The 21,507-nt window shown below is 67.6% G+C and carries 20 protein-coding genes; 11 read left to right on the forward strand and 9 right to left on the reverse strand.

What is annotated here, in order from left to right; genetic code table 11:
- Nucleotides 1-67: 67 nt before the first annotated feature.
- The 4 genes from B9C43_RS40000 to B9C43_RS40015 form a co-directional block, all read right to left on the reverse strand.
- Nucleotides 68-2,143, reverse strand: a complete 2,076-nt coding sequence (locus tag B9C43_RS40000) for a 3-hydroxyacyl-CoA dehydrogenase NAD-binding domain-containing protein (protein ID WP_235039120.1) — start codon at nt 2,141-2,143, stop codon at nt 68-70.
- Nucleotides 2,140-3,363, reverse strand: coding sequence for a thiolase family protein (locus B9C43_RS40005; RefSeq protein ID WP_033392665.1), 1,224 nt, complete (start codon nt 3,361-3,363; stop codon nt 2,140-2,142). Before B9C43_RS40005 ends, B9C43_RS40000 begins: the two co-directional genes overlap by 4 nt.
- A gap of 376 nt (nt 3,364-3,739) precedes the next feature.
- Nucleotides 3,740-4,984: an HRDC domain-containing protein gene (locus B9C43_RS40010; RefSeq protein WP_407657151.1), complete on the reverse strand. Its 1,245-nt coding sequence runs from the start codon at nt 4,982-4,984 to the stop codon at nt 3,740-3,742.
- Between the two features lie 59 nt (nt 4,985-5,043).
- On the reverse strand, nt 5,044-5,760 hold the full coding sequence (locus B9C43_RS40015; protein WP_037262141.1) for a response regulator: 717 nt from the start codon (nt 5,758-5,760) through the stop codon (nt 5,044-5,046).
- A gap of 256 nt (nt 5,761-6,016) precedes the next feature.
- Here B9C43_RS40015 and B9C43_RS40020 point away from each other — a divergent pair, with 256 nt between their 5' ends.
- Nucleotides 6,017-7,159: a dipeptidase gene (locus B9C43_RS40020; RefSeq protein ID WP_084432607.1), complete on the forward strand. Its 1,143-nt coding sequence runs from the start codon at nt 6,017-6,019 to the stop codon at nt 7,157-7,159.
- On the opposite strand, the gene B9C43_RS40025 is transcribed toward B9C43_RS40020, so the two are convergent.
- Nucleotides 7,156-7,713, reverse strand: coding sequence for a DUF3000 domain-containing protein (locus B9C43_RS40025; RefSeq protein WP_033391956.1), 558 nt, complete (start codon nt 7,711-7,713; stop codon nt 7,156-7,158). The genes B9C43_RS40020 and B9C43_RS40025 overlap by 4 nt on opposite strands.
- Before the next feature lie 189 nt (nt 7,714-7,902).
- Here B9C43_RS40025 and hemE point away from each other — a divergent pair, with 189 nt between their 5' ends.
- From hemE to B9C43_RS40065, 8 genes are all read left to right on the forward strand, one after another.
- Complete coding sequence (gene hemE / locus B9C43_RS40030) at nt 7,903-8,979, forward strand: uroporphyrinogen decarboxylase (RefSeq protein WP_084432611.1); 1,077 nt, start codon at nt 7,903-7,905, stop codon at nt 8,977-8,979.
- The gene (hemG, locus tag B9C43_RS40035) at nt 8,979-10,418 is read left to right on the forward strand and encodes a protoporphyrinogen oxidase (RefSeq protein WP_084432613.1); all 1,440 of its coding nucleotides are present in this window, start codon (nt 8,979-8,981) and stop codon (nt 10,416-10,418) included. The genes hemE and hemG overlap by 1 nt, the downstream gene beginning before the upstream one ends.
- Before the next feature lie 125 nt (nt 10,419-10,543).
- A complete protein-coding gene (locus B9C43_RS40040; protein ID WP_143446920.1) occupies nt 10,544-12,991 on the forward strand; it encodes a sensor histidine kinase in 2,448 nt (815 codons plus the stop codon).
- A gap of 11 nt (nt 12,992-13,002) precedes the next feature.
- Nucleotides 13,003-13,422 carry a roadblock/LC7 domain-containing protein gene (locus tag B9C43_RS40045; RefSeq protein WP_033391958.1) on the forward strand — a complete coding sequence of 140 codons (420 nt, stop codon included), beginning with the start codon at nt 13,003-13,005 and terminating at the stop codon, nt 13,420-13,422.
- The gene (locus B9C43_RS40050; RefSeq protein ID WP_033391959.1) at nt 13,419-13,790 is read left to right on the forward strand and encodes a DUF742 domain-containing protein; all 372 of its coding nucleotides are present in this window, start codon (nt 13,419-13,421) and stop codon (nt 13,788-13,790) included. Before B9C43_RS40045 ends, B9C43_RS40050 begins: the two co-directional genes overlap by 4 nt.
- Nucleotides 13,771-14,355: a GTP-binding protein gene (locus B9C43_RS40055; protein WP_033391960.1), complete on the forward strand. Its 585-nt coding sequence runs from the start codon at nt 13,771-13,773 to the stop codon at nt 14,353-14,355. Before B9C43_RS40050 ends, B9C43_RS40055 begins: the two co-directional genes overlap by 20 nt.
- Nucleotides 14,356-14,357: 2 nt before the next feature.
- Nucleotides 14,358-15,050, forward strand: a complete 693-nt coding sequence (gene hemQ / locus B9C43_RS40060) for a hydrogen peroxide-dependent heme synthase (protein WP_084432617.1) — start codon at nt 14,358-14,360, stop codon at nt 15,048-15,050.
- Nucleotides 15,047-16,333, forward strand: a complete 1,287-nt coding sequence (locus B9C43_RS40065; protein WP_084432619.1) for a CoA transferase — start codon at nt 15,047-15,049, stop codon at nt 16,331-16,333. The genes hemQ and B9C43_RS40065 overlap by 4 nt, the downstream gene beginning before the upstream one ends.
- Nucleotides 16,334-16,368: 35 nt before the next feature.
- Here the strand turns inward: B9C43_RS40065 and B9C43_RS56040 are convergent, their stop codons facing one another.
- Nucleotides 16,369-16,554, reverse strand: coding sequence for a hypothetical protein (locus tag B9C43_RS56040; protein ID WP_143446921.1), 186 nt, complete (start codon nt 16,552-16,554; stop codon nt 16,369-16,371).
- Between the two features lie 221 nt (nt 16,555-16,775).
- On the opposite strand from B9C43_RS56040, the gene B9C43_RS40070 reads away from it, so the two are divergent.
- On the forward strand, nt 16,776-19,496 hold the full coding sequence (locus tag B9C43_RS40070; RefSeq protein ID WP_084432621.1) for a helix-turn-helix transcriptional regulator: 2,721 nt from the start codon (nt 16,776-16,778) through the stop codon (nt 19,494-19,496).
- 73 nt (nt 19,497-19,569) lie between these two features.
- Nucleotides 19,570-20,085 (forward strand): NIPSNAP family protein, encoded by a 516-nt coding sequence (locus B9C43_RS40075; RefSeq protein WP_084432622.1) that lies wholly within the window; start codon nt 19,570-19,572, stop codon nt 20,083-20,085.
- Nucleotides 20,086-20,182: 97 nt separating this feature from the next.
- Here the strand turns inward: B9C43_RS40075 and B9C43_RS40080 are convergent, their stop codons facing one another.
- The 3 genes from B9C43_RS40080 to B9C43_RS59725 all read right to left on the reverse strand — a co-directional run bounded on the left by B9C43_RS40080 (nt 20,183) and on the right by B9C43_RS59725 (nt 21,502).
- Complete coding sequence (locus tag B9C43_RS40080; RefSeq protein WP_084432624.1) at nt 20,183-20,695, reverse strand: DUF6328 family protein; 513 nt, start codon at nt 20,693-20,695, stop codon at nt 20,183-20,185.
- 283 nt (nt 20,696-20,978) lie between these two features.
- The gene (locus B9C43_RS59720) at nt 20,979-21,296 is read right to left on the reverse strand and encodes a DUF6328 family protein (protein ID WP_268811609.1); all 318 of its coding nucleotides are present in this window, start codon (nt 21,294-21,296) and stop codon (nt 20,979-20,981) included.
- The gene (locus tag B9C43_RS59725) at nt 21,185-21,502 is read right to left on the reverse strand and encodes a DUF6328 family protein (protein ID WP_327224400.1); all 318 of its coding nucleotides are present in this window, start codon (nt 21,500-21,502) and stop codon (nt 21,185-21,187) included. The genes B9C43_RS59720 and B9C43_RS59725 overlap by 112 nt, the downstream gene beginning before the upstream one ends.
- Nucleotides 21,503-21,507 lie beyond the last annotated feature (5 nt).

The raw sequence follows: 21,507 nt of genomic DNA on the forward strand, positions 1-21,507 counted from the left end.
TGCCGATACGGAGAAACAAACACAGGTAGCCCCTGGCAAAGCAGGGGCCACCTGAGGAAACGAGAAACTAGCGGGGAACGCTCGCCACGCCGGGCTCGAGGAACCGCTTGCCAGTGACGCGCTCGGACACACCCGAGCGGTCGAGGTACGGCGTGATGCCGCCGAGCCAGAACGGCCAGCCTGCGCCGAGGATCAGGCACAGGTCGATGTCCTGGGCTTCGGCCACGACGCCTTCGTCCAGCATGCGGCGGACCTCGTCGGCCAGTGCGGCCAGCGTGCGGTCGAGCAGTTGCTCGGCGGTGGACGGCGAGTCGCCTGCCTGCCAGAGCGCCGCGACCTCGGGGTCGAGGGTCTGGTTGCCTTGCGCGTCCCACTGCCACACCGCGGTCTTGCCTGCTTCGACGAAGCGCTTCATGTTCTCGCTGACGCCGAACCGGTCCGGGAACGCGTTGTGCATGATCTCCGCGACGTGCAGGCCCACGGCTGGGCCGACCAGCTGCAGCAGGATCATCGGCGTCATCGGCAGGCCGAGCGGGTCCAGTGCGTGATCGGCCACGTCGAACGGCGTGCCCTCGTCCAGTGCCGCGGTGATTTCCCCGAGGAACCGGGTGAGCAGCCGGTTGACCACGAACGCGGGCGCGTCCTTGACCAGCACCGACGACTTCTTCAGTTCCTTGCCCACCTTGAACGCGGTGGCCAGGGTCGCGTCGTCGGTCTTGTCTGCACGGATGATCTCCAGCAGCGGCATGACCGCGACCGGGTTGAAGAAGTGGAAACCCACAACCCGTTCCGGGTGCCGCAGCTTCGCCGCCATGTCCGTAATGGACAGTGAGGAGGTGTTGGTCGCCAGCACGCACTCGGCCGAGACGTGCTCCTCGACCTCGGCGAAGACCTGCTGCTTGACTTCCAGGTTCTCGAAGACCGCCTCGATCACGAAGTCGGCGTCGGCGAACGCGGCCTTGTCCAGCGAGCCGGACACCAAGGCCTTCAAGCGGTTCGCCTCGTCCGGGGAGATCCGCTTCTTGCCCTGCAGCTTGTCGACCTCGGTGTGCACGTAGCCGACGCCCTTGTCCACGCGCGCCTGGTCGATGTCCGTCAGCACAACGGGAACGTGCAACCGACGGGCGAACAGCAGCGCCATCTGCGACGCCATCAACCCTGCGCCGACAATGCCCACCTTGGTGACCGGGCGCGCCAACGACTTGTCCGGTGCACCTGCTGGGCGCCGGGCGCGCTTCTGCACGAGGTTGAACGAGTACAGCCCGGCGCGCAGTTCATCGCTCATCACGGCGTCGGCCAGCGCCTCGGTCTCGGCCGCGTAGCCGCGGTCCAAGTCGTTGTGGCGAGCCAACTCCAGCAGCTCGACGGCCTTGTTCGGGCCGGGTGCCGCGCCGTGCGTCTTGCCTTCGACGATCGCGCGGGCCCGGGCGATCGCGGCGTCCCACGCCTCGCCACGGTCGATTTCCGCGCGCTGCACGGTGGTTTTGCCGTTGACGACGTCCGCCAGCCACAGCAGGGACTGCTCGAAGTAGTCCGGCGAGTCCAGCAGCACGTCCGCGATGCCCAGCTCAAGCGCCTGCTTGGGCTTGAGCATCTTGTTCTGGTTCAACGCGTTCTCGATGATCACGGTCACCGCGCGGTCGGCGCCGATCAGGTTCGGCAGCAGCTGCGTACCGCCCCAACCCGGGAACAGGCCGAGGAAGCACTCCGGCAGCGCGATCGCGGCCACGTTCGACGCGATGGTCCGGTAGTGGCAGGACAACGCCAGTTCGAGGCCACCGCCCATGACCGCGCCGTTGATGAACGCGAACGTGGGCACCTTCGAGTCGGTGAACTTGCGGAACACGTCGTGTCCCTGCTTGCCGATCTCCAGCGCGGTGGCGTGGTCGGTGACCTGGCCGACGCCGGTCAGGTCCGCGCCGACGGCGAAGATGAACGGCTTGCCGGTGACCGCGATGGCGGCCGGGTCGGCCTGCACGGCCGCGTCGAACGCGGCGCTGAGGCTGGCGAGGCCCTCCCGGCCGAAGGTGTTCGGCTTGGTGTGGTCGAAGCCGTTGTCCAAAGTGATCAGTGCGACCGGCTTGCCGAGGCCGGGTACCCGGATCGTCCTGGTGAACGCGTGAGTCACAACTTCGTCAGTCACTTGCCGCTCCAGTGTGGGTTCTCCCAGATCACGGTGCCGCCCATGCCGATACCGATGCACATGGTGGTGATGCCGTAGCGCACCTCGGGGTGCTCGGCGAACTGGCGCGACAACTGCGTCATCAGCCGCACACCCGACGAGGCGAGCGGGTGGCCGGTGGCGATCGCGCCGCCCCACTTGTTCACGCGTGGGTCGTCATCGGCGATGCCGAAGTGGTCGAGGAACGCCAGGACCTGCACGGCGAACGCCTCGTTGATCTCGAAAAGGCCGATGTCCTCGATGGTCAGACCGGCCCGCTTGAGCGCCTTCTCGGTCGCAGGGACCGGACCGACGCCCATCACCTCGGGCTCGACGCCCGCGAAGGCGTAACCCACGAGCCGCATCCCGATCGGCAGACCGAGCTCACGCGCGGTCTCCTCGTCAGCCAGCAGCGCACCGGTCGCACCGTCGTTCAGACCGGCGGCGTTGCCCGCGGTGACCCGGCCGTGCGGGCGGAACGGGGTCTTGAGTTCTGCCAGGGCTTCGACCGTGGTGCCAGGCCTCGGTGGCTCGTCTTCGGTCGCCAAGCCCCAGCCGAGTTCGGCGGACCGGGTCGCGACGGGCACGAACTCGGGACCGATCTTGCCGGTCTTCACGGCCTCGGCGTACTTCTCCTGCGAGGTGGCGGCGAACTTGTCCGCGCGCTCCTTGGTCAGGTGCGGGAACCGGTCGTGCAGGTTCTCCGCGGTCTGGCCCATCACGAGCGCGGAGGGGTCGACGAGCTTGTCGGCCAGGAACCGCGGGTTCGGGTCGACGCCTTCACCCATCGGGTGACGGCCCATGTGCTCGACACCGCCCGCGATGGCGATGTCGTACGCGCCGAAGGCGATACCGCTCGCGGTGGTGGTGACGGCGGTCATGGCGCCCGCGCACATCCGGTCGATCGCGAAGCCCGGGACCGACTTCGGCAGCCCGGCCAGCAACGCGGCGGTCCGGCCGATGGTCAGGCCCTGGTCGCCGATCTGGGTGGTCGCGGCGATCGCGACCTCGTCGACGCGCTCCGGCGGCAGCTGGGGATGCCTGCGCAGCAGTTCGCGGATGACCTTGACGACCAGGTCGTCCGCGCGGGTCTCGGCGTAGATGCCCTTCTTGCCTGCCTTGCCGAACGGCGTGCGGACGCCGTCGACGAAGACGACGTTGCGAAGGGCTCGCGCAGCACTGGTGGGTGCTGGTGCGGCCACGGCAAGTCCTCCCTCGTGTCTCTGGGTTACCCGCCGGTAGGGGCAGCCGTGCCGTCAACTCTAGCCCTTGTTACCCGCCGGTAACTACAGTGGTCCCCCTGTCGTGTGTGTCACGCCTGCTGTCAAGTCCCAATGGGCGAATCGCGCCGACTTGTCCACAGAAGGCCGTTGTCCACAGCGGCTCGCGCACACGTCTTACCGAACCGCATCCCCGCCAAATAGCCTGGAATCAGGGGTCCCCCTTGAGGGTAGGGAGTGATTTCGGGAGGGCTGGGAGCGATTCCAGGGTGTGCCTGGGCGGTCCTGTGGTTGCCTTGGTGAGGTCTGGCGCTGATGGCAGGGCAGGCCAGAGAGATCGGCTCGGTGGCGCCTGTGATTACTCCGCGGGCGGTGTGGCGTGCAGCGCTTTGCTCAGCAGTTCCGCCACCAGGCCGACCTGCCATTCGCGGGCGCCGCCCGCGCGCAGGGCCGCCGCTGTCCCGTCAACGTCGATCGAGGCCGGGGGTGTCCAGCAGATTCGGCGGATCAGGTCGGGCTGGACCATGTTCTCCACCGGCAGCCGCAGGGACTCGGCCAGTGCCGAGAGGCTTGCCCGGGCCGCGGAGAGCCTGGCCGCCGCCGCTGGGTCCTTGTCCGCCCACCTGTTCGGCGGGGGAGGGCCGTCCTGCTGTGGGGATGGGTCTGGCAGTTCGTTACGGGGCAGCTGTGCCGCTGTCTTCAGCGCACGCGCCCACGTGCCTGCCAGGCGTCGTTGGGAACGGCCGCGGAAAACGGGGAGCTTGATCAGTGCGGTTTCGTCGATGGGCGCCGCTACCGCCGCGTCCACGATCGCGCTGTCGGGCAGCACGCGACCAGGGGCCACATCTCGTTCCCGGGCGATGGAGTCCCGCACTTCCCACAAAGCACGTACGAAGGCCAATGCACGGGCCCCACGAGCCCGATGAATGCCTGAAGTACGCCGCCACGGCTCCTTGCGTGGCTCAGGCGTCGGAGCGTCCCTGAGAGCCGCGAATTCCTGCAGCGCCCAGTCGAGTTTTCCCTGGGAGGCCAGCTCGGCTTCCAGTGCGTCGCGCAGCTCCACGAGCAGTTCGACGTCCAGCGCCGCGTAGTTCAGCCACTCGCGCGGCAGGGGACGGCGCGACCAGTCCGCGGCGCCGTGGCCCTTTTCCAGCCGGTACCCCAGGACGCGCTCGACCAAGGTGCCGAGGGCGACACGGTCGAAGCCCGCAAGGCGTCCGGCCAGTTCGGTGTCGAACAGCTTGCTCGGCCGCAGGCCGAGCTCGGCAAGGCATGGCAAATCCTGGGATGCCGCGTGCAGCACCCACTCCGTGCCGTCCAGCGCCTCGATCAGCGGGTCGACTTCGTCGTTCAACGCGACCGGGTCGACCAGCACTGTTCCCGCGCCCTCGCGGCGCAGCTGAACGAGGTACGCCCGTTGTGAGTACCGGTATCCGGATGCGCGCTCGGTATCGACCGCGACCGGCCCATGACCCGCCGCCAGAGCTGCGGCCGCGCGCCGCAGCTCTGCCGGCTGAGTCACCACTGGTGGCGTGCCACCCGCTGGTTCGACCAGAGGAATTGGTTCCGGCTGGTCGCTTGTGGGAGATCCGGGTGTGCTCACGGCGGGAAACCCTACGTCAGGGTCACCCGCCGATCGCACGTTTTCGGGCGAACAGCGTTTCAGCGGATCACGCCGGCACGCATGGCCAGCGCGACCATCTGAGCCCGGTCACCGGTCCCGAGCTTCCTGCCGATGCGCGACAGGTGGCTCTTAACAGTGAGTGCGGACAGGTTGAGCGCCTCGCCGATCTCCTTGTTGCTCTGGCCATCGGCGACCAATTGCAGCACTTCAACCTCACGGGCGGACAGCTCACGGGGTGTGTTGTCGGTCCCTGGAACCCGGGTTCCCGTCGCGAGTACGGGAGCGACACTCGGGTCGGCGTACACGCCACCCTCGAGCACTCGCCGCACTCCGTCGGTCACCACCACCGGCGATGCGGACTTCAGCAGGTAGGCCTGGGCCCCTGCCTGGAAGGCCGAACGCACGGCATACGGGTCGTCGGACGACGCCAGCACCACGATCCTGGGCCACCCATGGCTACGGAGTTCCGTAACCAACTCGATGCCGGAGCCGTCGGGCAGCCCGAGGTCGAGGATCGCCAGGTCGCATGGCCCTGTGGCCAACGCCCGTGCCCTCGCCTCGGCCACCGAAGCGGCCTCGTGCACCGTGCCCGCGCCCATCTGGGTCAACCGGGCAGCTATCGCCTCCCTCAACAACGGATGGTCATCGACCACCAACACCGAGAACAACTCTTCCCGCGGGTGCGGGACCATGTTCGCCGGCAACGCGCCGGCTGGCGTGGTTCGAACGGCCTGACCTAAGCCGACGGCAGCCACGTCACTACCTCCCTGGAGTCGGTCGTGCCCCCCGACCGGCACCGGGACTTTCCGCCAATCAGCCGCGCCGCTGATGGACCGAAAGTGGTGTCGACGAGGGCAGCCTAGCCGCCCAAGCGGGTCAACGGGACGATCAATCGGGTATGTATCCGATCGGGTTGTCACTTTCTGGAGGAGTTGTCACACGATCAGGTGACTCCGGTATTGGTGACGTAACGGATGCACGCCCCAACGCGATGGAACGAGGTCATGGGTAATGAAGTCCGCAGGATTTGACCGTGCGGTCGCTCTTCTGGAAGCGACCCAATTGGCCGACGGTCACAACGATCTGCCGTGGGCTCTGCGCGCGATCGCCGGCCCGGATCCGGCTGCCGCGGTCGCCGCGACCGACCTGACAATCCCGCAACCGGGGTTGCATACCGACATCCCCCGTCTGCGCGCGGGCGGAGTCGGGTTGCAGCTCTGGTCGGTCTACGTTCCGTGTCAGTTCGAGGGCCATTCCGCCGTCACCGCCGTGCTCGAGCAGATCGAGGTCGTGTACCGGCTCGCGGAACGCTACCCGGACGATCTGGCGATCGCCACGACCGCCGACGAAGCCGAAGAGGCGTTCCGAGCAGGCAAGATCGCCTCGATGCTCGGCGCGGAGGGTGGCCACTGCATCGCCGAGTCGCTCGGCGTGCTGCGGGCGCTGCGGCGCCTGGGGGTCCGCTACATGACCCTCACCCACAACCTGAACACCACGTGGGCGGACTCCGCGACGGACGAGCCGGCGCATGACGGGCTGACCGATTTCGGCCGCGAGGTGGTCAGGGAGATGAACCGGATCGGCATGATGGTCGACCTCTCCCACGTCGCCCCGGCGACCATGCGGGACGCCATTGAAACGTCACAAGCCCCGGTCATCTTTTCCCACTCGTCGTGCCGGGCGGTCAACGATCATCCGCGCAACGTTCCGGACGATGTCCTCGAGTCACTCGCCGCGAAGGACGGTGTGTGCATGATCACGTTCGTCCCCCGATTTGTATCGCCTGCATTGTCCGAGTGGGATGAAGCGCTTCAGCAGGCGATGACGGCGCAAGGTCTCGATCACCGGGACGTGGATGTCCGGGAGAAGTTCGCCGAATCGTGGGATGGGCCGAAGTCGCCGGACGCGACTCTTGACGAAGTCGTGGCGCACATCGAGCACGCCCGTGAGGTCGCCGGCATCGACCACATCGGCCTCGGCGGCGACTACGACGGCGTGGGCTCGTTGCCCATCGGCCTTGAGGACGTCTCGAAGTACCCGGTCCTGCTCGGTGCGCTGCTCGATCGCGGCTGGAGCGAACAGGACTGCGCCAAGCTCGCCGGGCGCAACACCTTGCGGGTGATCCGGGCGACCGAGGACGCGGCTGAGAACTAGGGCTTGAAGAGGGTCACCCCGACCGGCGGCAGCCCCACCACACTGGCCAACAGATCGCAGAAGGCCTCGCCGTGTGGCTGGAGCTCCGCCGTGCGGGGCGTCCATGAGGCGCGCAGTTCCAGGTCGTCGGTCCTGGCCGGGCCGGCGATGTCACCGAAGCGGGCGGACGAGGTCTCCGTGACGGTCCCGCCCAGCGCGGCGAACTTGGCGCCGGACGCCTCGAGCGCGTCGGTCAGCCATGACCAGCCCACGGCGGGCAACAGCGGGTCGGAGGCCAGTTCGGCGTCCAGTTCGGCACGCACGTAGGTGACCACTCGCAGCACGCCGTCCCACGCTTCCTGGCCCTGGGGGTCGTGCAGCAGCACGAGCCGTCCGGTGGCCAGTACCTCGGCCGGTCCGTTCACCTCGGCTGTGATCGCGAAGGCCCATGGCGCCAGCCGCTGCGGCGGCCGGACCTCCTCCAACTGGACCTCGGGTCGCGGCCGGACCGACCGCAGCGCCGCGACGGCCTGGCGAAAGACCTCGGGAGCTTCGGGAGCCTTGGACGCAGTCACGACAGGTAACTGTAGGACCACCCGAGTCGGTGAGCCTGGATGGCGCGCCGAGCAACACCGCATACGTTGGGTCGATGAAGTTGATCAGTGTTCGTGACCTTGTCCGGACGTGCGACCCCGAACGGTGAACCGGCGTCCTCGCGGTCAGAACCGAAATGACCCGTTCGGCGGTGTGGAACGATAGGTGAGGTGACCACAGCCTCGTCTGCACAGTCGGTCCGTCGCGACCTAGCCAACGCTCCTCTGCTCGCCGCCGCTCGCGGTCAGGACCCGGCCCGGACGCCGGTGTGGTTCATGCGGCAAGCGGGCCGCTCGTTGCCGGAGTACCGCAAGCTCCGCGAGGGCACGCCGATGCTGCAGGCGTGCTTCACGCCGGACATGGTCGTCGAGGTCACCATGCAGCCGATCCGCAGGCACGGCGTGGACGCGGCGATCTTCTTCAGCGACATCGTGGTGCCGCTCAAGGCCGCCGGGATCGACTTGGACATCGTGCCGGGCACCGGGCCGGTGGTGGCCTCGCCGGTGCGCGACGAGCAGGCCGTGACCGCGTTGCCGGAGCTGGACCCGGCGAACCTCGACCCGATCGCCGAGGCGGTCGGTGTGCTGGTCGGGGAACTGGGTGACGTGCCGCTGATCGGCTTCGCCGGTGCGCCGTTCACGCTCGCCTCCTACTTGATCGAAGGGGGTCCGAGCAGGCACCACGAGCGCACCAAGGCGTTGATGAAGGCCGAGCCGGACGTGTGGCACGCGCTGCTCGGCCGGATCGCCGACTACACGCTGGAGTTCCTCAAGGCCCAGTTGCACGCGGGCGTCGACGCGATCCAGCTGTTCGACTCCTGGGCGGGCGCACTGTCCGAAAGGGACTACCGGGAGTTCGTGCTGCCGCACTCCCAGCGGGTGCTGGCCGGGCTGGCGTTCGCCGGTGTGCCCCGGATCCACTTCGGTGTCGGCACGGCCGAACTGCTGCCCGCGATGCGCGAGGCCGGTGCGGACGTGGTCGGCGTGGACTGGCGGCTGCCGCTTGACGAGGCCGTGCGCAGGCTTCAGGCCGCCGCGCCGGACGCGCCAAAACCCGTCGTGCAGGGAAACCTCGACCCTGCCGTGCTTTTCGCGGGATGGGACGTCGTCGAGCGCGAGGTCCGGCGGATCGTCGCGGAGGGCAAGGCCGCGGCCGGGCACATCTTCAACCTCGGGCACGGCGTCATGCCGGACACCGACCCGACCATGCTGACCAGGGTCGTCGAGCTGGTCCACAGCATCCGCTGATGGCTGCGAAGGTTGTTGTCGTCGGTGGCGGCATCGCCGGGCTGGCAGCCGCCTACCGGCTGCGGACGCTGCACCCGGCCGCCGAGATCACGATCATCGAGTCCGCGAAGGAACTCGGCGGCAAGTTGCGGACCCGGGAACTCGCGGGCAGATCGGTCGACGTGGGCGCGGAAGCGTTTGTCACCCGCAACCCCGCCGCGGTCAGGCTCGTCGAAGAGCTTGGCCTGACGGAAAATCTCGTACATCCGGTGCTGTCGGCAGCGACCGTGCGTGCTGCTGGGCGCACGGTCGCCTTGCCAAAGCGGACCTTCCTGGGGCTGCCCGTCAGCGCTGACGAGGTCAGGGACGTGCTTTCGCCTGATGGCGTGGCGAAAGTAGCGGGTGAGCGCGACCTGCCGCCGTTGCACGTCGAGGCGGATCCTGATGCCCCGGACGTTTCGGTGGGCCAGGTGATCGGTGAACGGTTCGGCCGCGAACTGGTGGACCGCCTGGTCGAGCCGTTGCTGGGCGGTGTGTACGCGGGCCGCGCCGACATGCTCGGACTACGCGCCACGATGGCTCCCCTGGTGGGCAAAGCACAGACGTTGACTGAAGCCGTTGGCAAAGTCCTTGGCCCGCCACGACAAGGCACGCAGCCTCCGGTGTTTGGCGCGCTGCGCGGCGGTATGGCGTCGATGGTCGACGAGTTGGCCAAGCGCGCGGCGGCGAGAATTCGCCTCGGCTTGCCGGTCCGGGCACTCACGAGAACCGCGCGTGGCTGGCGGCTGGAAATCGGCAGCGCGGCGGCACCGGAGTTCCTGGACGCCGACGCGGTCATCCTCGCGGTGCCCGCACCGGCCGCTCGCAAGCTCCTGGAAGATGAAGTGCCAGCGGCATCTGCCGCGTACGGCCAGGTCGAGGTGGCCTCGATGGCGGTCGTGAGCCTGGCGTTGCCACCGGACGCGGTGTTGCCGGAGTCGACGGGCGTACTGCTGGCGGTGGGGGAGCGGCACGCGGACGGAACTCCCTTCACTGCCAAGGCTTTCACTTTCACCAGCCGGAAGTGGGGGCGTGCGGACGGCGAACCGGTTCAGTTGCGCGCGTCAGTCGGCCGGTACGGCGAAGCTGAGGCGCTGCAACGGGACGACGACCAGCTGGTCGCCGCGGTGGTGTCCGATCTGTGGGAACTCACCGGAGTCAAGATTGCGCCAGTCGAGCGAATCGTGACCCGTTGGGGTGGTGGCCTTCCGCAGTACGGAGTAGCCCACACCGCCGCGGTCGCCTCGATCATCGACGCGGTCAATAAAATGCCTGGTCTCGCCGTTGCGGGCGCGACTTTGCGCGGTGTCGGTATCCCCGCGACGATCGACTCGGCCAACACCGCGGCATCGGCGATTGGCGCTTACCTGACGTCGCGATCGGGCGAAATTAGTGCGCCGAGTGGCCTAGTGGGTGACTAACCGCCTGTGCTACAGTGCGGCACCGTTGTGGTCGTTTATCAGGTGACTCACAAAAGAGTATCGTGCGTCGATCTCTTGCGGGTGTCGCGAATTATTTGAAAAGTATTCGACACCGGTGGAGTATCGTGAGATTTCTGGGTGACCGGCACCAGGGCCACGGCTCTATCCGGACGCGACTGACCGCGGTCGTGGTGTTTTCCGCAGTCGCTCTGGTTGTCATGTGGCTGGCTGTGAGCATGCCTCGGCTGTACGACGCGATCTACTTACGCGCGGTCAGCGAAGCGATGCAGGAGACCATGCCGAAGGCGGTCCGCGCGCTCGCCGCCGTGCAGGCGGAACGCGCGCAGAGCTTGTCCGCGTCAGGTTCCGGAGCCGAGCTGGCCGACAAACGCAACCAGACCGACGTGTCCGTGCGCGACGTCCGCACGTTGGTCGAGCCGCTGCTGCCGGACTCGCCGCAGGTGGTGCGGGATCGCTACGCCGACTTCACCAGGGCGCTCGACGAACTGGCCGACATCCGCGGCAAGGCCGACACCAAGGCGATCGGCCGGCCGGAATTGTACGGTTTTTACAACAAACTCGCCGACGTCAGCATGACGGTTTTCGAGACCATGGCCCGTGCGGTGCCCGATCAGCAGACCGCGTTCAGTGGTGTCGAGGTGACTTCGCTGTTCCGCGCGGCGGACCTGATGTCACGAGCGGGCACGGTGGTCGGCGGCGCAATTACTACCGGTGTACTGAATCAATCCGACCACATCGAATTCACCCGGCTATCGGGCGCTTATCGGCAGCAGCTCGAATTGTCCACAGAAAACGGTTCGGAAGAGGTGCGGACCGCCTACCAGGAGATACGCGCCGGCGAGGACTGGAAACGGCTGACCGCCGCAGAGGACGGCTTGATCAATCAAGGCCCCTGGACTGTGGTCACTGGCCGCAACCGGACCGAGGGACAGCTCGCCGCGCCTCCGGTGAGTGATCAAGAGTGGCGGGACGTCACCGGAAAGGTCTACGCCGATCTGGAGCAGCTGGGCGTCCGGCAATTCGCCGACTCGGCCAGGCTGGCCGACGAGAAGTCCAGCGCCAGCCTGACTCAGGCGATCATCGGTAGCGCCATCGCGTTGCTCGTCGCCCTGATCGTGATCATCGCCGCGCTGCGCATCATGCGCTCCACCGCACGCAGGCTGACCAGGCTGCGGTACGAGACGCTTGACCTGGCCGTGGAGAAGCTGCCGCCGATCGTGTCCCGGCTGCGCACCGGCGAGCAGGTCGACGTGCACAACGAACTGCCGCTGCTGGACTTCGGCAAGGACGAGATCGGTCAGGTCGCCAGGGCGTTCAACGCCGCGCACGCCACCGCGGTCGAGGCGGCCGTGCAGGAGTCACAGGCCCGTGCCGGTGTCCGCAACGTCTTCCTCGGTATCGCCCACCGCAGCCAGGCGCTGGTGCACCGGCAGCTGAAGATCCTCGACAAGCTGGAGCGCGAGCAGGAGGACCCGCAGCAGCTCGACGCGCTGTTCACGCTGGACCACCTGGCCACCCGCGCCCGGCGCAACGCCGAGAACCTGATCATCCTCGGTGGTCAGCAGCCCGGCCGTGCGTGGCGCAAACCGGTTCTGCTGGCTGACATCCTGCGCGGTGCGGTCGCGGAAACCACGCAGTACAAGCGAATCCGCTTGCAAGGCGTGCCACGCGTGTCATTGGTCGGTTCGGCGGTCGCGGACACCATGCACCTGCTGGCGGAGTTGCTGGACAACGCCACGTCGTTCTCGCCGCCGCAGGCGCAGGTCAGGCTGTCCGGTGAACCGGCGGCCAAGGGCATCGTGGTCGAGGTCGAGGACAACGGCCTTGGCATGGACGACGACGAACGCGACCGGCACAACCTGGTGCTGGCCGACCCGCCGGACTTCGAGGCGATGGCGCTGAAAGGCGACCCGCGGCTCGGCCTGTTCGTGGTCGCCCGGCTCGCGGCCAGGCACGGCATCAAGGTCGAGCTGCGCTCGTCCTCCTACGGCGGCACCAGGGCGATCGTGCTGATCCCGGCGACTCTGCTCGTCGAGGCCGACCAGGACGACACCTCGCCGTTCGAGCCCGTGCCCTCCGCCCGGGCCGCGTCGCCGGATCCGGACTACGTCGACGACGTGCTGCCGTTCCGGGTTTCGTTGTTCCAGCCCGCGGAAACCCCCGCTGAGAACGAGGCGGAGGAAGCCGGCCAGGTCGCGACCGGGGAACACGACTGGATGCGCGGCTGGGCGGAACCCGAGCCAGCGTGGCCAGAAGAAGACATGGTTGAACCAGCACAGCCCGAGCCGAGTGTGCAAGATGTGCAGCACATGTCAACCGGGCAGACGTCGCCAGGGATCATGCCGGTCGCCGCACCTGACGCGGGCACACCGGAGAAGCCGGCGTTGCCCCGTCGCCGCAGACAGGCCAGCCTGGCGCCGCAGCTCAGAGAGATGACGCCGATGCGCCCGGAGGACGACGACCCGGCAGGAGGTCGGTCGCCCGAGGAGATCCGCAGCATCATGTCGGCTTTCCAGTACCAGACCCGGCGCGCTCGTGATGAGGATCAGTAGGGGAGAACTGAATGAAGAAGGCGAACTCAGGGGCGGACCTCGACTGGCTGCTCGAAGACCTGGTCGGCCGGGTGGTCGGGGCGCGGCACGCGGTCGTGCTGTCCGCGGACGGGCTGCTCGTCGGCCGGTCAGCCGCGTTGTCCAAAGAGGACGGTGAGCACCTCTCGGCGGTCGCGTCGGCGTTCCAGAGCCTGGCCCGCGGGACCGGCAGGCAGTTCGGCGGCGGCAAGGTCCGGCAGACCATCGTGGAGATGGAACACGCCTTCCTTTTCGTCACCGCAGCGGGCCAGGGCACGTGCCTCGCGGTGCTCGGCGAGGAGGACGCCGATGTCGGCCTGATCGCTTACGAGATGAACCTGCTGGTCAAACAGGTCGGCTCGGTGCTCAACGCGTCACCGCGGGTCGAGCACCTCGGCGTGCCGACGTCATGACCGCCGGCCGCGACAACTGGGTGGACGACGAGGCCGGTCCGCTGGTCCGTCCCTATGCGATGACGCGTGGACGGACCCGGCCGGCGAACCGTGATCTGAACATGATCACGCTTGTGGTCGCGGCGAAGGATGTCATCGACACGGTCGCGTTGGACGCCGACTACGTGGCGATCCTCGAACTGTGCCACCAGCCGCTGTCGATAGCCGAGCTCGCGGCTCGGATGAACGTGCCGATCGTGGTGGTCAAGGTCCTGGTGTCGGACTTGATCGAGCAGCGTGAAGTAATAGCCCGCAACCCCACACGCGATGTCAGGGTGCCAGACATGAAACTACTGCAGGCGGTGCTCGATGGTGTCCGACGGCTCTGAGGAGATGCCCAGCGCGGTCAAGATCCTGATCGCCGGTGGGTTCGGTGCCGGGAAGACCACGATGGTCGGCGCGGTCAGCGAGATCGCCCCGCTGTCGACCGAGGAGCTGCTCACCGAGGCGGGGATCGGCGTCGACGACCTGGTCGGGATCGAGAACAAGCGGACGACGACGGTCGCGCTGGACTTCGGCCGGATCACGCTGAACGACCAGGCGATCCTGTACCTGTTCGGCACGCCGGGGCAGGGCCGGTTCTGGTTCATGTGGGACGAGCTGGCCTACGGCGCGCTCGGCGCGGTCGTGCTCGCCGACACCCGGCGGCTGGACACGTGCTTCCCGTCGATCGACTTCTTCGAGAAGCGCGACGTGCCGTTCGTGATCGCGGTGAACTGCTTCGACGGGGCCGCCCGCTACGAGCTGTCCGAGGTGCGCGAGGCGCTGGACATCGGCCCGGACGTGCCGATCGCGATGTGCGACGCGCGTGACCGGGAATCCGCCAAGGAGGTCCTGGTCACATTGGTGGAGTACGTGCTGCGCAGGCAACCCCTCGCCCGTGCCACGATGTAGGCATGGCTCGCCTGAACTACGCCGAACTCAACGACACGATCCGGTACACGATGTGGTCGGTGTTCCGGATCGAACCGGGCAAGCTGCCCGACGACCGCGGCCCGGCGGCCACCGAGGCGCAGAACTACCTCGACGCCCTCGAAGGCAAAGGTGTCACGGTTCGTGGCGTGTACGACGTGGCGGGCCTGCGGGCGGACGCGGACTACATGATCTGGTGGCACGCCGAGGAGATCGAGCAGGTGCAGGCCGCGTACACCGGGCTGCGCCGCACCGCGCTCGGCCGGGCGTCCACACCGGTCTGGAGCCAGGTCGCGCTGCACCGGCCCGCGGAGTTCAACAAGAGCCACATCCCGGCGTTCCTGGCCGGTGAGGAGGCTCGCAAGTACGTCTGCGTGTACCCGTTCGTCCGGTCCTACGAGTGGTATCTGCTGCCGGACGAGGAGCGTCGCAAGATGCTGGCCGAGCACGGCCAGATGGCCCGCGACTACCCGGACGTGCGCGCCAACACCGTCGCGTCCTTCGCCCTCGGCGACTACGAGTGGATGCTGGCGTTCGAGGCGGACGAACTGCACCGGATCCTGGACCTGATGCGCCACCTGCGCGGCAGCACCGCACGTCGGCATGTGCGTGAGGAGATCCCCTTCTACACCGGTACGCGGCTGCCCGCGGCCGAGCTCGTCGCCAACTTGCCTTGATCGGCACAGGGATCGACGCGTCGCCGTGGGCGGCGCACGATCCGGTGCTGCCTGGGCGATTCCGCGTCGGTTCAGCGGCTGCGGCTTGCGTGCACGCGACGACGCAGGCCGCGGCTGACCTTTTCGCCGCACGTGGCGGAGATCCAGGGCCGGTGAGCGTGGATGTGCGGCACGCGGCCGCGCATTTCCGCAGCGAGCGATACCTGCGGGTGGACGGTGAACCGGCCGGCGGCGAGGACCCGTTGACGGGCAACTACAAGGCCGCGGACGGCTGGGTCCGGCTGCACTGCAACTACCCGCATCACCGCGACGCGGCCATGCAAGTCGTGGGGACTGACTTCGCCGCCGGAGTGGCCTCCCGCAAGGCGATTGACGTCGAGCAGGCCGTTGTGGCCGCCGGAGGCGCGGCCGCGGCGCAGCGTTCCCGCGAGGAGTGGGCGGCTCATCCGCAGGGTATTGCCTTGCGGCGGTTGCCTTTGCTGTCGATCGAACAGATCGGCGACGCGCCGCCGATTCAACTGTCCAAAGCAGACCGGCCGCTGTCTGGCGTGCGGGTGCTGGACATGACGCACGTGATCGCCGGACCGGTCTGCGGCCGGACGTTGGCCGCGCACGGGGCTGACGTGTTGCACGTGGGCGCCGAGCATTTGCCCGTGGTGCGGCCGATCCTGCTCGACACCCAGTTCGGCAAACGGTCGACGTTCATCGATCTGCGTACGGCCGAAGGAGCGGACACGTTACGCGCCTTGGTGCGTGCCGACGCGGACGTGTTCATCGAATCGTTCCGGCCGGGTTCGTTGGCGGCCAAGGGCTTCGGCCCAGCGGACCTGGCGGCGATGCGGCCGGGGATCGTCGTCGTGGAGATCTCCGCGTGGGGCTGGGAAGGGCCGTGGCGAACGCGCAGGGGCTTCGACAGCCTGGCGCAGCTGGCCAGCGGGATCGCGGCCGGAGATCCGCCGGTGCCGTTGCCTGCGCAGTTCCTTGATCACGGCACCGGCTGGCTGGCGGCTTATGGCGTGCTGACCGCGCTGCGCAGGCGGATGGAAACCGGCGGCTCGTGGCTGGTGAAGGTGGCGCTCGCCCGGACCGGGTTATGGCTCGATGAACTCGGGAAAACAGAAGTGAACGGCAAGCGGCTGATTGTCGACGATCTGCTGACCACAACGCCCAGCCCATTTGGACTGCTCACTCACATTCGTATGCCCGGCTCGCTTCCTGGGGCGCAGCCGAATTGGGCGCACGGTTCGCCTGTTCCGGGCAGCGCGAAGCCCGAATGGTGGTGAAACCATTCGGGCTTTATCGCTTGAGTCGTGGTCGATCAGTCGTAGCCCATGCCGTCTGTGCTGGTACCGCAGTCGTAGCCCATCCCGTCTTCGCAGGCCACGTCATAGCCCATGCCGTCGGGGCCCGGTGCCGCGATGGCGGTGGCCGCGCCGGAAATCGCCAGTCCCGCGACGGCTGCCGCACCCGCCAGCACCATCGCGATACGAGTTTGTGTCCGCATGATTCCTCCGCACGCCGACTTGTGGAGATCGGACGAAATAGTGACTACAGAGTGGCAGTGCGTCAGTAATCGGCGGTGGAGCGCGCAGTAAATAATTGCCCAACGATTGGTTGCGCGCCGGAAAGGTGAACAGAGCTGAGCGGTGCGAACAATTCTATGACTGTTCTTAGGCTGGCTAATGAGCATTGTTAAGATCGTGTTCACCCAGTATTATTCCGATCATGTCGCGGCCAGGAGCACTCGTCGGCCGGGGTGCGGAGCTGGCCCGGCTTTCCGGGTGGCTGCGTGCCCTGTCCACCGGTCGCGGTCAAGCGGTGCTCGTCGAGGGTGAACCGGGCATCGGCAAGTCCATGCTGGTCCGGACCGCTTGTGCGGCAACACCTTTTCCCGTGCACTGGGGTTCGGGTGACGAGCTCGGCCAAGACCTGCCGCTGATGCCGCTGCTGGACGGCATGCGGGTGCACAGCGCAGCGGATGCCCGGCGGCAGGACATCGCACGGCTGTTGCGCGGTGAGACCACGATCGGCCATGGCATGGACGTCGCCACTGCCATCGCTGAGCATTTGTTGGCACTGTTGGAAGAACTGTGCACGGATGGTCCGGCCATCCTCGTGGTCGACGATCTGCAGTGGGCGGATCGGCACACCGTCTCGCTGTGCGGCAGGTTGGCGCGGCTGGTCCAGCAGATCCCGTTGCTGTTCATCGGGATCATGCGACCGGTGCCCCGGCGTGCCGAACTGATCTCGCTGCGCCGGACCATTCCGGCGGCCGACCGGATCCGCCTGAGTCGCCTGGCGGACACCGAGATCGAGACGCTGCTGACTGAGCTGGCCGGTGGCACACCCAGTGAGAGGCTGCGCAGACTGGCCGCGGGCGCGGCTGGAAACCCGTTGTACCTGACGGAATTGGTGGGCTCGCTGGAGCGTGGCGGGCGTTTGTACACGACCGAATCCGGGTTGGTTGAAACAACGGTCGAACGCACACCGCGGTCGTTGTCGGCCGCGATCACCGAGCGGCTCGGTTTCCTGCCGGCGCAGGTGCTCGAGGTGCTACGGGTGGCGGCCTTGCTGGGCACGGACTTCTCTGTCGGCGACCTGGCGGTGGTATCCGGCCAGACCACCGCGCAGCTGGTGCCCGCGATCGAGGACGCACGAGCCTCGGGGATCCTGACCGAAGCGGGCGATTTGCTGGCCTTCCGGCATCCGCTGATCAGAATCGCCCTGTACGAACAGCTTCCGGTCGCTGTGCGAGCCGCGTGGCACCGGGACGCCGCGAAGGCATTGGTCGAGGCCGGTGCTCCGGTCGACCGCGTCGCCAGGCAGATGCTGCCTGCCGCCGTCACCGATGAGCAGTGGGTGGTTCGGTGGCTGGACAAGGCCGCGCCCGCGCTCGTCGGTCACGCTCCGAAGGTCGCTGTTGAACTGCTCCGGCGTACGAACACGTGTCCGGAGTTGTTGGCTGACGCGCTGTACCGGATGGGAGAGCCCGCTGAGGCTGCCGTCGTCGCCGATCGTGCGCTGAGCGACGATCCTCCGCCGGATCGGCTGGTCGAGCTGCATCGGATCATGACCCAGTGCCGGTCACTCGCCGGGCGGCCCGCGGAAGCACTGGAGGCGTTGCAGGCCGCCTTGCAGACGCCCGGTCTGCCGTCGGTGCACCGGGCGAGGTTGCTTGTGCTGGCGGCCCGCGCGAACAGAGGGCTCGGCCGAGTCGACGAAGCGGAAGCTCTCGCGACCGAGGCGTTGGACCAGACCGACGACCGCTGGGCGACGGCGTGGGCGTTGCACGTGCTGGTTCTCGTGTCGATGATGCGCGGTGCGAGCGATGAAGCGCTTGCCTTCCTGGAACGGGCTCTCGTGGTCGCGGGCGATGATCCGGAACTGACCGATCTGCGGCTGCTGGTGCGGATCAACCAGGCTGTCACGCTCGGCGATCTCGACCGGTACGACGAGGCCATCGAAGTGGCCGGCCAGATGCGCCAGGAGGCCGAACGCACCGGCAGTCTGGTCAGGCTGACCCAGGCACAGAGCGCGATGGGCCAGCTGCTGCTGGAGACCGGCGGCTGGGACCACGCGCTGGCCGAGGTGGACGCCCTGCCCGCCGAGGTGAAGGACCCGAGCGTGGTCTGCTGCGACCACGGCATCGCGGCCACGATCTGCTTCCACCGCGACGACCCGGAGACCGCACGGCGGCATCTCGCCACTGCGGCGCCCTATGCCGACCAGGTCGGGTTGCGTGCGGTCGCCCAGCTTTGCCTGGCCCGCAGCCTGGACGCGGAGTACTCCGGTGATCCCGTGGCGGCCCTCGCCGAACTGGTCGACGGGCTGGCGGACAAGACCGAGATCGAGGACATGCTCCCGGACGCGGTCCGGCTGGCCGTCCAGGTCGGCGACCTTGGCACGGCGACCACTGCCACCGCCCGCATCGAGTCGCTTGTGGACTCTTCACCGCGCTGGCACGCGGCCGCGTTGTACTGCCGTGGCTTGGTCGACCAGGACTCCACGATGCTGCTCGCGGCCGCGGGGGAGTCCGAGCGGCCGCTGTTCAAGGCCAAGGCGTTCGAGGCGGCCGCGACGGCCTTTGTCGCCACCGGGGACTCGAGTTCCGCGCGTGCCGCCTTCGCCAGAGCGACCGCTGTCTACGAGGACCTGGCTGCCGCGTGGGACATCGCGCGGCTGGCGGCGGTGCAACGGGCGGCCGGGATCCGGCGAGCGCCGAGGGTCGCGCACAAGAAAGCCACGCACGGCTGGGAAAGCCTCACGCCGACCGAGTCGAAGATCGCCGCACTCGTGGTGGAAGGCTTGACCAACAGGCAGATCGCGGCCCGGTTGTTCCTGTCACCGCGGACTGTGGGCACGCACGTGTCACACATCTTGAACAAGCTTGGCGTGAACTCGCGGACCGACATCGCGCGGGAGGCCAGCCGTCGCGCGTCCGGCTGAGTTGGCCGGAAACTTGCGGATGTCGGCAAACCGGCTACTCGTCCGGCGCCGACTGGCACACGAAGATGCACGGATGATCGTCGAACTCAGGCAGTACACCCTCAAGCCAGGTGCCCGTGACACGCTCGTCGACATCTTCGAGCGGCACTTCATCGACACCCAGGAGGCCGTCGGCATCACGCTGATCGGTCTGTTCTACGACCTCGACAACCCCGACAAGTTCGTGTGGCTCAGAGGTTTCCCCGACATGGACAGCCGCAAGGCCTCCCTGATCGCGTTCTACGAACAGGGTGAAGCCTGGAAGACGCACGGCCGCGCCGCGAACGCGACCATGCTCGACTCGGACGATGTCCTGCTGCTTGAGCCCATCGGTGATTTGCCACCGGCGTCGGCGTGCGGGCAGTACACCGCCGTGATCTCGCCGACGCCGGTGGATGTGGCGGAGCCGGTCATGCGCTTCAAACCTCTTGCCGCCCAGAACACCTACCCGCGTTTGCCGGTACGCGAGGACCAGATGTTCGTCACGGTGTTCGCTGGCGACGGTCAAGGGCTGAGGCTGAAGCCCACTGCTGCGTCCGCGATGCGGTAGGCCACGGATCCGGGTGCGGATTTCACCTGATCAAGAGCGTCGGGGGCACGACCAGGGGGCTGAAACCCGCGCCCGGATCCGGGCTGCGGTCAGTGTTCTACCGGCGGGAACGCACCCGGTGCCACAAAGGAAGCACGTACCAGAAGAACACGAACCACGCCAAGGCGCCGCCGGCCAGCCACGAACCCGCATGCATGCCGAGCACGACGGTCAAGATGAGCAACAGAGCCGAGGTCAGCGCCAGCATCAGCAGGCCGAGCCCGCACAGCGCGAACCTGTTGGAATACCGGACCAGCTGTTCTTTCAGCCGTTGCCGGAACACCACGCGGTGGAAGGCCGCAGGCGCGATCAACAGCGCGTTGGACGCCGCGCCGAGCACCAGGCTGGCGACGTAGATATCGCGCTGGAAGTCCGTGAAGCTGGCGAACCGGGGCGTGAAGGCAACGGTCAGCAGGAACGCCAGCAGTAACTGCACCCCAGTCTGGGCAACACGCAGCTCTTGCAGGATCTCGCCGTAGTTGCGGTCGAGCCGCTGGATCCGGCTCTCGCCGCGCATGGCGAAGTTCCAGCGTTCGTGCTCGATGTCTTGGATGCTGTGTCGGGGTTGCATGAATACACGATGTCCCGAAGGTGAACGGGAGACATCGGTCGACTGACGTAGATCGGAAACCGCGACAGCCGGACAAAGCCGAGGACGCGGCGGAACGCGAAGAAGCCCTGCTCGCGGCCGCGAGCAGGGCGAGGCGTGGGTGAGAACCTTGGGCCGTGGATCCGGATGCGGGTGCCACCCCGAAGTCACTGGGAACACCTCGTCGTAGCGTCGGGGGTTTCCATGTCGAGATGTTCGAAGCGAGGGGCTCAGGCTGGCACCCGCCCCGGATCCGCGACTTTCCTCATCGGCGGGTTCGTACCCTGCTCCGCAACGGCAGCAGGTACCAAACGAACACGAACCACGCCAACGCGCCGCCTGCCAGCCATGAGCCGACGTGCAAGCCGAGCACGACGGTCACGAGCAGCAGCAGTGCCGACGTCAACGCCAGCATCAGCTGGCCAAGCCCGGACAGCGCGAATCTGGTGGAATATCGGGCAAGGTGATCTTTCACCCGGCGCTGGAACACCGCCTGGTGAAAGGCTGCCGGGGCCTTCGGCGCCGCGCTGGCTGCCGGGCAGCGACGTGGACGTCGCGCGGCAAGCCGGTGAGGCTGGAGAATCTCGGGGTGAAGGCCACCGTCAGCGGGAACGCGAGTAACGACTGCACCCCGGTCCGCGCCACGCGGAGCTTTCGCGGGATCCTCGCGGTGGTTCCGGCCGAGCCACTGGATCCTGCTTCCTGCTCGTACGGCGAGGTTCCAGCGGTCGTGTTCGCCGAGGTCGCGGTGCATGAATGCATGATGTCTCGAATATGAACGAGAGACATCGGTC

This window comes from Kibdelosporangium aridum, assembly GCF_900176515.1.
Taxonomy (GTDB): domain Bacteria; phylum Actinomycetota; class Actinomycetes; order Mycobacteriales; family Pseudonocardiaceae; genus Kibdelosporangium; species Kibdelosporangium aridum.

What these genes read in the sequence shown, in the direction of transcription:
- hemG (WP_084432613.1), top strand. Translation starts at nt 8,979, where the DNA reads ATGGCTGCGAAGGTTGTTGTCGTCGGTGGCGGCATCGCCGGGCTGGCA.
- B9C43_RS40050 (WP_033391959.1), top strand. Translation starts at nt 13,419, where the DNA reads ATGACCGCCGGCCGCGACAACTGGGTGGACGACGAGGCCGGTCCGCTG.
- B9C43_RS59725 (WP_327224400.1), bottom strand. Translation starts at nt 21,502, where the DNA reads ATGTCTCTCGTTCATATTCGAGACATCATGCATTCATGCACCGCGACC.
- B9C43_RS40075 (WP_084432622.1), top strand. Translation starts at nt 19,570, where the DNA reads ATGATCGTCGAACTCAGGCAGTACACCCTCAAGCCAGGTGCCCGTGAC.
- B9C43_RS40045 (WP_033391958.1), top strand. Translation starts at nt 13,003, where the DNA reads ATGAAGAAGGCGAACTCAGGGGCGGACCTCGACTGGCTGCTCGAAGAC.
- B9C43_RS40020 (WP_084432607.1), top strand. Translation starts at nt 6,017, where the DNA reads ATGAAGTCCGCAGGATTTGACCGTGCGGTCGCTCTTCTGGAAGCGACC.
- B9C43_RS40055 (WP_033391960.1), top strand. Translation starts at nt 13,771, where the DNA reads ATGGTGTCCGACGGCTCTGAGGAGATGCCCAGCGCGGTCAAGATCCTG.
- B9C43_RS56040 (WP_143446921.1), bottom strand. Translation starts at nt 16,554, where the DNA reads ATGCGGACACAAACTCGTATCGCGATGGTGCTGGCGGGTGCGGCAGCC.
- hemQ (WP_084432617.1), top strand. Translation starts at nt 14,358, where the DNA reads ATGGCTCGCCTGAACTACGCCGAACTCAACGACACGATCCGGTACACG.
- B9C43_RS40080 (WP_084432624.1), bottom strand. Translation starts at nt 20,695, where the DNA reads ATGCAACCCCGACACAGCATCCAAGACATCGAGCACGAACGCTGGAAC.
- B9C43_RS40070 (WP_084432621.1), top strand. Translation starts at nt 16,776, where the DNA reads ATGTCGCGGCCAGGAGCACTCGTCGGCCGGGGTGCGGAGCTGGCCCGG.